Annotated in this window: 7 protein-coding genes and 1 tRNA gene; 2 read left to right on the top strand and 6 right to left on the bottom strand. The window is 44.9% G+C overall.

Annotation, left to right across the window (positions count from 1 at the left end):
• Positions 1–21: 21 nt before the first annotated feature.
• Positions 22–97: transfer RNA gene (locus QZU58_RS04940), tRNA-Gly, on the bottom strand.
• Between the two features lie 510 nt (positions 98–607).
• Here QZU58_RS04940 and QZU58_RS04935 point away from each other — a divergent pair.
• Positions 608–2,212 (top strand): hypothetical protein, encoded by a 1,605-nt coding sequence (locus tag QZU58_RS04935; RefSeq protein WP_294495455.1) that lies wholly within the window; start codon positions 608–610, stop codon positions 2,210–2,212.
• 415 nt (positions 2,213–2,627) lie between these two features.
• Positions 2,628–3,362 carry a hypothetical protein gene (locus QZU58_RS04930; RefSeq protein ID WP_294461352.1) on the top strand — a complete coding sequence of 245 codons (735 nt, stop codon included), beginning with the start codon at positions 2,628–2,630 and terminating at the stop codon, positions 3,360–3,362.
• 108 nt (positions 3,363–3,470) lie between these two features.
• On the opposite strand, the gene QZU58_RS04925 is transcribed toward QZU58_RS04930, so the two are convergent.
• The 5 genes from QZU58_RS04925 to QZU58_RS04905 all read right to left on the bottom strand — a co-directional run bounded on the left by QZU58_RS04925 (position 3,471) and on the right by QZU58_RS04905 (position 9,198).
• Positions 3,471–4,547 (bottom strand): Gfo/Idh/MocA family oxidoreductase, encoded by a 1,077-nt coding sequence (locus tag QZU58_RS04925; protein WP_294495454.1) that lies wholly within the window; start codon positions 4,545–4,547, stop codon positions 3,471–3,473.
• 270 nt (positions 4,548–4,817) lie between these two features.
• Complete coding sequence (gene tsaB / locus QZU58_RS04920; protein ID WP_294495452.1) at positions 4,818–5,519, bottom strand: tRNA (adenosine(37)-N6)-threonylcarbamoyltransferase complex dimerization subunit type 1 TsaB; 702 nt, start codon at positions 5,517–5,519, stop codon at positions 4,818–4,820.
• A gap of 176 nt (positions 5,520–5,695) precedes the next feature.
• Positions 5,696–8,428 carry an ATP-dependent DNA helicase gene (locus QZU58_RS04915; RefSeq protein WP_294495450.1) on the bottom strand — a complete coding sequence of 911 codons (2,733 nt, stop codon included), beginning with the start codon at positions 8,426–8,428 and terminating at the stop codon, positions 5,696–5,698.
• 107 nt (positions 8,429–8,535) lie between these two features.
• Positions 8,536–8,805, bottom strand: coding sequence for a hypothetical protein (locus QZU58_RS04910; RefSeq protein ID WP_294461363.1), 270 nt, complete (start codon positions 8,803–8,805; stop codon positions 8,536–8,538).
• Positions 8,806–8,862: 57 nt separating this feature from the next.
• Positions 8,863–9,198 (bottom strand): hypothetical protein, encoded by a 336-nt coding sequence (locus tag QZU58_RS04905; protein WP_294495448.1) that lies wholly within the window; start codon positions 9,196–9,198, stop codon positions 8,863–8,865.
• Positions 9,199–9,316 lie beyond the last annotated feature (118 nt).

Here is a 9,316-nt window from a genome sequence, read left to right as displayed (position 1 = left end):
CTTTGCTAACGCGCCAAACTTTGGAGCGGGAAACGAGGCTCGAACTCGCGACATCAACCTTGGCAAGGTTGCACTCTACCAACTGAGTTATTCCCGCATCTCAATGCTTTGCTCTCTGTCAGAGAACATGGTGTATTATATAGAAAATTATTTATCTGTCAAAAAAAAATTTAACATTTTCACCTGTTTATTCAAAAATTGAGCTAAACGTCCACAAAACATACAACAAACATGTTTTTGATGGCTTTTATACCCCCATTCGGACAGCTCGCAATAATTCATAACAAAACCAAAAACCTTGTCCAAAGCCCTTCCTAATCATTTTTTTGAAAGAACGGCCGTACAGTGTATTTGTTATTCGATTTTCACACTCTTTTAACGTCCAGTTCGAATTCAGATCACAAAACACAAGACGCATGATTAATTTTTTTAACTCGAATTTTATGTTTTTCAACACTTGAATTATAATTTAAGAACGGTTTCATACCTTAATCGCGCGCGTTATAAGGATTGTTTTGCAGGCGAAGACAGAAATTTTAAACATGAATTCTGAAGAAACCGCATTTATTTCATTCGCAGATCAGGAAGATAAGAGAAATATTGCCCGATGTTAGCAAAAATACTTCAGAAAATTTATAAGGCAGTGCTGCTGTCTCTGGGAGTAGTCTCAGGGATTGCTGTTGCCGAAACTTTTTCCGAAGTAAACGTAACGATACCTCAGGACATAAACACCTCTTTTATCGGCATCTACGCCAATTCCGCACTGTATCCGATGCCAAAGCAGACCCTGTTCTCTACCGCCGACATGATTCTTTACCCTGAACGCTACGACACGCTTTCAATGGGCATAACATTCACGCCTCCTGTTATCGTAAACAACAGCATGAAAATCAGGGAACTGTTCTATGGCAAGCCCTTCGTTGAATTCATAGCATTAAAGGATTCCGGAATTTCCAGATTCGAAATGTCTGAAATCTCCCCGGAGCTGTCAGGCTCTCTGGTTCAGAGCGGCGATGCCCTGACACTTGAAAACATATCAAAAAATCTTTCCGAGGAATGCCGTAACCTTTACACCAAAACCTTCAGCATAAACGATCAGAACGTTACATATTTCGGCTGCTCATCACGCAATGCGGATTTCTACGTCATCGTTCAGAACGATGACGAACATATCGGCCAGACATACATGTACGCAAATGAAGCCGTAAAACCTAAAAACGGAGAATCGGATCCGGCCGAAAACAGAAAGGTTCTGATCATTAACTACCTGTCACGTGAACTGGTAAACTACAAACATCCTGAAAAGACGCTGAGCGGTCTGGTCATACCTGAAGCCGCCATCAACGTTTATCTGTCATCATCATTCAGCAGAAGAAATGCCGAAGGACAGGCTGAAGACATGAACGAATCCCTTGCCAGTGATTTCGACGTTCTTCACAGCCGTGCGGAAGACATCCTGAAGGACACTCTTTTCAACACGAAGCTTCTTATCCCTTCCCGCAAAAACAATTTCAAACCGCTGCAGATTAACGGAGAGTCGGCAACAGTTCCACTTTCCCTTGTCAACGTTACCGAAAACCGTTTCGGCAACAACCTGCTGACTTTCAGCGATGCTCAGGGTGAGCATGTCGCAGCGACAACCATGATTACTCCTAAGCTCATGGGGGCTGAAGACATGATACAGATAGCCGCCAAAATAGCTGAAGACAAAACCTGCATGGCTCCGCACGAAATTAACGAAAAGGAGCTCATGGGACTGCCAAGCGTTATTGTTGACTGTGACAGTACGTACGGCACCGAAGAAATCACCAAATCATACCTGATGCTGAAGGTTCAGTCACTAATGCCGGACAGTGAAGAAACGGATGAAGATTCAGGCAACATGGATTCCGTCATGCTGATTCTTCTTCTCGGTGACAATACGGACAACGAAATTGAAGATTTCATCAGTGCAGGCCTGCTGTACAATAATCTCAGATGGACTCCGTCACTCCGAAACCTGACAGAACTGGAGAAGAGCTTCATATCCGCCGTACCTGGAATTAAAAACTGGTTCAACATGAAACCTGAAGAACAGGATGAGGAATCATGGGAGAAGTTCCTTACCGAAACGGAAAAGGCTCTTGCAGAGCACGGAGATGCAAGTCCTGAAGATCAGCTTGAGCTTATACGTCAGTACTCGTCACTGCTGGCAAAGAAAAAGAAAAAATAGAAACCGCTCCGTAACCGACAGTGAACAGAGTGCACCGGAACGGGAAAACAGATAAAAGTATTACATATATCTGTTTTTATAATAAATTTTATAAAAAAATGTTTAAGAATAAAAGATCATATATAATAGCCGCTTATACGGTTTATGATTAAATTACTTATATATTTACGGAATGTTTTAGCATTTTTATTGAGTATGCTATCAAATACTTATTAAATGGTAAAATAATTATAGAATATCACTTTTAATTATTGTATAACTTATATAAATATACACATCTGCTTGCGTGTATGAGTACAGTTACGGACAATAATTTTAGTCCCCGGAATGGTTATCAATGCGGACTGAAAGAGGATTTAGTGCATATTATCGTAAATAATTAACCACATACACTTTTTACGGAGTCGTTTACAGGATGTTTAACAAATTTACACTGATGGCAGCTGCAGTAACGGTCTGCGCCGTTCTTTCTTCTTCTGCATATGCCGGCAACAAATTCTACCGCTGGGAGGACAGCAACGGAGCAATCCACTACTCCCCTAGCAAGCCTTACGGCGTAAAAAACATAGAAGTAATCGACACCACATTCTCAAGCAAGCAGCTTGAAGCCATCAAGAAATCCAATAAGGAAAAGCAGGAGCTTTACCTTATCCAGAATCAGGATAAGATCACTCAGGAAAAGGAACTGAAAAGAAAGCAGGATCTGGATCGTCTGCAGACATGTGTTGACATAACCTTCGACAAGATGAGCTATCAGAAACGTCACATCGATGACAACAGCATAAAGCAGAAGCTTGACTGCGAATACAAATATAACCGTAACAAGCAGTCAGCAAAATATGACCAGTGTATCCTTCAGGTTGAAAGCGAACGTCTGAAGAACCTCAAGATTCTTGAGCAGAGTGCAAACCACTGCTTCCAAACCATTACTGATCAGAGCATGATTGACACGGTTATGCAGAAATACCGCGAGGCTCCTCAAATTAAGACCGAAGACCTGAACATGATGGATCCGAACGCTGACGCCGAAACGGAAGCTCCAAAGAAGAAGCTCAGAACTTCCTCAAAGAATAAGGCTAAAGGAAAGAACAAGCAGCAGGAGGAACAGAAAAAAGAACCTAAGGCTGCACCGGCACCTGCCGAACAGTAACATTATTACTTTGCGAAAGCAATTTTCCAAAGCAAAGGCCTCAGATTTCTGAGGCCTTTGCTTTTTTCCCTGATATAAAATGAATCCTTGATTTAACCGAATCCGTCGTTACACATCACTGAAGTTATTGGCAAGAACTTCGGTAATAACTCTGAATACCGCCTTTGATTCCCTGAAATGATTCTGATTGTCTGCCATGCAGGCATCATAACCGCGATCCAGAAGGCTCTCAAAATGCAGTATCTGCAGGGCAAAATTATATGCTGAATCAGTTTCAAACAAACTTCTTTTTATATTAGCCTCGCTGTCGAATCTGGCGGTCATGTCATGCTTCTCCGGAGGATTTCCGTTAAGACAGCTCAGATAGGACTGGGAATGAACAAAATCCTTGATGAAATAATATCCGTAACTGCCACCGATATCGAGAGCACACGGAAGATTGGAAACATTGGAAATTGTTATGGTTGCCGTCACTCCCTGTCGGTTGCGCAGTATGATATTCGCATTTACCCCCACATGATACTCATGTGATATGTCCAGATGGGAATTTATAACCTCAACGTGAGTCCCGAGAAGTGATACTGCGGCACCTATCGCATACCCGCCGAGATTGAAAAGGACTCCGTCGGAAATTGTGATTTTCTGACGCAGGAAATCATCTCTCACGAATTTTGAATTAGATCGACCATAGCTTATACACACGTTTGTCGGTCTGCCGATATCTTCAAAGACCTGATGTCCCCTTATAACCCTGCCAAATCCGTTAATGAGAGGAGAAGAAAGCGTAGGATTGGCTTCCATGAGTATCTTTTTACTGTTCTTGAGACACTCATTAACCTTTGCAAGTTCACTGACTGAACATACCATCATCTGTTCAACCAGAACGTGACGGTCATGCATCATGGCTTCAGTGGCATAATTACAGTGGGAATCATTTGTTGATGCTATGTACACATAGGATGATTTCTCGTAATCCCAGAAGCTGGAAATACTGTCAAAAACAACAGTCTGTCCGGTTAAGCCGAACTCCTCCACAAGGGCTTTGGCCTTATCCGTATTATGACTGTATATGGCAGTAATCGGACGGTTTAGAGTGCGATATATCTTTATTCGCTCGCGTGACATGGCTCCGGCACCGATAATTGCCACACCGTATCCACGAGAATCAGCGTTAGAATCATCCATAATGCGAAACCATTTATAAAAACAACCTATCAGACGGAACAGGTGTCACACGACAGCCTCATCATAAAAGCCGATACATGCGGACAATGCTCCGAAACATACATTTTAAGCATAAATCAAAAACGCGGAATTTGCATTATACACTGTCACATTATTGATATTTGACGGTATACTTTTGGGATTTAGGTATTACTGCGTTTATCGGCCTTCAGCCTGTAAACGCAGACCTTTGGAGAAAAATAAGGAGCCGACACAGTCGGCTCTTACGTATCAGTGCTGTTCGCTCACCTTTTTCCAGGAAACGTTGTCCCTGAGGTACACCGGAAGAACATTCTCAGGCTCCTCGCCACCGTTCTCAGCAAAGGAAACCGCAGCAAGTTCAGCAATTTCCACGGCATCGGGAAGATTCTCTGATGCCCGGGTAATGCATCCATCAAAGGAATCTGCGAGAAGAGGATATGCTCCGAAGCCGGTTCCGGTAGCCGTAAATGATTTACCGCCAAGTGCATCCCTTACAAGCTCAACGGCCTTTTCCGGAGGAACCACCGCTTCTGGAACAACCGGTTCCGGCACTTTTCCGGAAAATGCGTAAATACCGAGATAGACCTCTCCCATTCTGGCATCAATGGCAGCCACAACGTACTCACTCTCTGTTTCCTTATGAGCTCTCATTGCCATTGCCCGAAGATCGACAATGCCGATTAGAGGCTTTTCGGCACCGAACGCCAGCGCCTGAGCCATGCTTACGCTGATGCGCACGCCGGTAAATGACCCCGGACCGCGACCGCAGGCCACGGCATCCAGATCCTGAAGTCTGAGATTAGTCTTTTTTAAAACATCATCGATATAAGGCAGTAAAAGTCTGGTATGTCCCTGTGGAGACACGCTTCTGACAGACTCAACAGCGCCATCCTGATACAAAGCAACGCTGCAGCCTTCGGTTGCCGCGTCTATCGCTAAAATCCTGGTCATATTACCCTCTTAATCCTGTTTTACCGGTAACCGGGATATCTCGGTCTTACCGGAATCCGGCTCATTATAAACCAACCGTCGACAAACCGCCACACGAAGCCTTTGGGGGGCACGATACCAATTGCTTTCAGCCGGCTGATACCCCATTACGTTTTGAACAAAGTCTGACAGCAGTCTTATTTTCCGAAGTCATTCTCAATCAGATCCCTGACCACGTCTATCCTGTTTGTCATATTGAAATAGGAGAGACTGTTCAGAATTCTGCCGGCATAACTCTTATTTGCCGAATTAAGCAGATCACGGGAACAGATGATTACCGCCCCCTTATCCCTTTCGGTACGGATTAATCTGCCGGCTCCCTGCTTCAGATCAATGATGGCCGAAGTCACGTCCACACGGTCAAAGGCATTCATTCCTTCAGATTCATACATCATTCTGGTCATGAATCTGTGAACCGTCTTCTGAGGGAACGGAATCTTGTCAATTATGACAAGCGACAGCGCAGAGCCCGGAATATCCACCCCTTCCCAGAATGATTTCGTGCCGATAAGAATCGCATCTCCGGCCTCCCTGAATCTGCGTATCAGGTGGTTGTTGTTGGAAATATTCTTTTCCTGCTCAAACACCTTGCGCGTACGATCAAAACCGAGTGTCAGAACCTGGTTCTTACGCAGCGCATCCGCATATCTGCGGCAGGCGTCGTAGGAAGTAACCAGAATGAACACTCCGCCCCTGGTGGCATTGATTACGGGTGCCAGCATTTTCAGAATATTGGTCGGACTGGCATATACCAGATTCTTGCTCAGACTGTCGTCGTAGCTTGACGTAAATGAGGCCAGTTCCTCGGGAACGCACAGTATGGCATTATTCTTGAAGTCAAACGGACTGTACACCAGTTTGCATATGGTGTTATCACTGCTTAAGCCTATGCCGTATCTGAAATTTCTGAAGTCGGTTTCCTTTGCCACCCGAGAAGTCTCATCCGCTTCATCTGATGTTTTCGCGGCTGATTCATCCTGCACCAGAAGATCAATGGCCGGAGACTTAACGCCTCCGGTATCAATGGTGGCACTGGCAAAAATGAAGCTGTGGAAGCAGTCTTCCTTTGACAGGAAGAAATTCTTAAATTCCATACTTGGTCTGAATGGCGACTTCGTTATGGTAAAACCGCCCCCCGAAACCTTTCTGTACCAGTAATAATAGGAAGATGCCATCATACCTGAGGATTTACATGTATTGAGATACTGGATGGTACCTCCTATAAAATCGTAGGTATCGATGAAAACCTTGGTAACTTCCTCAAGCTCATCAATGCATTCCTTGAGTTCGGTCGAGCTGTTATCCTCCGAATACAGGATTCTGACGGCGTCACTCAGTCCGGTAAGCTTCATATACACGGCACCTACCTTTTCCCCGAACAGGTGAATCCCCTTTATGAACTTATCAAGGTTCAGATCCAGTAGCACGGCCTCTTCCGAAGCCTGCTGCACAACCGCGGAATTTCTGCTTCTTGAAGATGCGCATGTACTGATTCTGTATGACATCTTCTCATACTGAGGAAGCAGACAGCACTCCTCATCGGTGTAGATATTGTCAATGAAAGAAGGGAAGGAATCCGTATTCTTGCCCTCGGCAAAATGTCTGAGATCAGCAAGAACCTTATCAATCTCCTGAAGAATGACCCGCTGATATCCGAGTCTACGCTCTTCCTCATCAGAGAGACAGGAAGTCCCGGCCGCACCTTTTGCCGAAGCAGAGTTTTTTGTGTCGGCATTAGACTTTTTAATTCTTTTTTCAGTCGCCGAAATATCATTCTTAATCTTTTCGTAGGCTTTTGTCAGGTATACGGACGTTATGGCCTCATTAATCGATTCAGTACCGATTTCGGCACTGAATGCATCTCTGAGCGTATCCTCAAACTTATGAGCCTCGTCCACTACCACAATACCGGCCTTCGGAAAGAGCATCTCGTCATTCTGCACGCCGTAACACAGCAGTGACTGGTTCAGTATGACAATTCTTGAATTCTTGGCCCTTTTCCTGGCATTTACCAGATAACACTCATCATAGAACGGACAGTTCCTTTTGGAACAGTTTATCTTGTTGACGCCGATGCGCCCGAGATTAAGTTCAGATGCCTCAATTCCGGCCGTAGCCTGCATGTGGTTCTTGAATTCCTCTATCTCTCCGGTTTTTGCACACCTGATATAATTCTTTATGGCGTTTATTATCTTCCTGTTTCTGTTTATGCTCTCGGTATTAAGTGCCGGGGAACCACCGGTAACTCCCATCAGCAGATCAGTCTGGATGCCGACACCGGTTCCCGGTACCGGAGGAACGGAATCCGTTTCCTGGCCGGGATGACTCCTCCCCTGCTCACCGCGGGGTTCAGGAACGCCGAATACCCTGCTCATGTTTTTCATGCAGAGATAATTTGAAGCACCTTTAAGGATTGAAATCGAAACATCAATGTCAAGAACCTGTGTCAGAAACTTTATGTCCTTGTCATAAAGCTGATCCTGCAGTGCCTTGGAATAAGTGGAAATAAGTGCTTTTCTGCCTGAAAGCAGAATAGGCACCAGATAGGCGAAGGTCTTACCTACGCCGGTACCGGCCTCCACCACAAGATTGTGACCGTCATAAATGGCATCAAGAACATCACGTGCCATCTGCACCTGTCCGGGTCTGATTCTGTACCCTTCCTTTTCAGACAGTGGCCCCTTATTGTCGAATACCCGAACCACATCATCTTCAGATGCCAGTCGGGAACTTTCAGCAACCCTGTCTTCGTCCTGCTCATCCCAGTCGCTATTTTTGATATACGGGGAACTGTCAGCCTTCTTTTTTTGAGCTGCCGTATCTCCAGACGTTCCGTCGAATTCAAATGGTGACGGCATTGAATCTTGCATTTACAGAATATTCCTTAAAAAACTTACGGTCCGGAAGGACAGTTAACGGGGCAACAGACTAAATCGTCCGGGCCGACACGGTTAAAAAACGGAAACATTGAAAAAAACTATTTTCCGCCCCTGAAATACGCCCTTACTGCCAGCACAATGAGAAACACGCCGAACATGGCCGCATACTCGGGTTTTGCGTTAACCAGATTCCACAGTCTGCTCCAGGTCCTTACGGTCTCAGGCTCCTTCAGAAAGCCGAATGCTATGGCCGCCACACCGATAATGACCGGAAGAATCACACACCTGATGAGATAGGAAAGAGGAACGCTCCTCTTTTGCCCATCATTGCCGTTTACCGGCTCTACTTCTGTTCTGCTTTTATCCATATGAAAAAATAACCACTCACTGTCATCGCACTTAAAATCATCTGCAAAAGACGATATTTACTGTTCTCTCTTATCTTCTCCAACATTCAGGCCGTCAGCATCGTCATCTTCTTCCTCGTAACGTTCAAGGTCGGCATATGGATCTGCTGCAGGTGATGCCGGTTCAGTAGACTGACCTTTATAGCACATATACTCACGCATCCCCCTTACAAGGAAATCAGCGGCAAGAGCGGCTAACACAAAGGCTGCAACAACGGCTGCACCATGAGTAAAGATCAGAGCTGCCAAAAGGCAGATAACGGCAACTATCAGCAGAACAAATCTGAAAAAAAGACCGTGCATCATTCTCCTCTTTTTATGCTCATTCAAAGTCTCAGTGTTTATTTTCTCCATTTTTCCGCACCTGAGGTTTCGACACCCGTATTCTGCCGGTATTTTCTTCTGGCATTCAGTTCCATTTAAAGACACTCATTGAAAAACGGAAACGGAACAGACAGACTGATTCCTGACG

This window comes from uncultured Ruminobacter sp. (assembly GCA_902764345.1).
Classification (GTDB): Bacteria; Pseudomonadota; Gammaproteobacteria; order Enterobacterales; family Succinivibrionaceae; genus Ruminobacter.
This window is presented reverse-complemented; position numbering and strand designations above follow the sequence as displayed.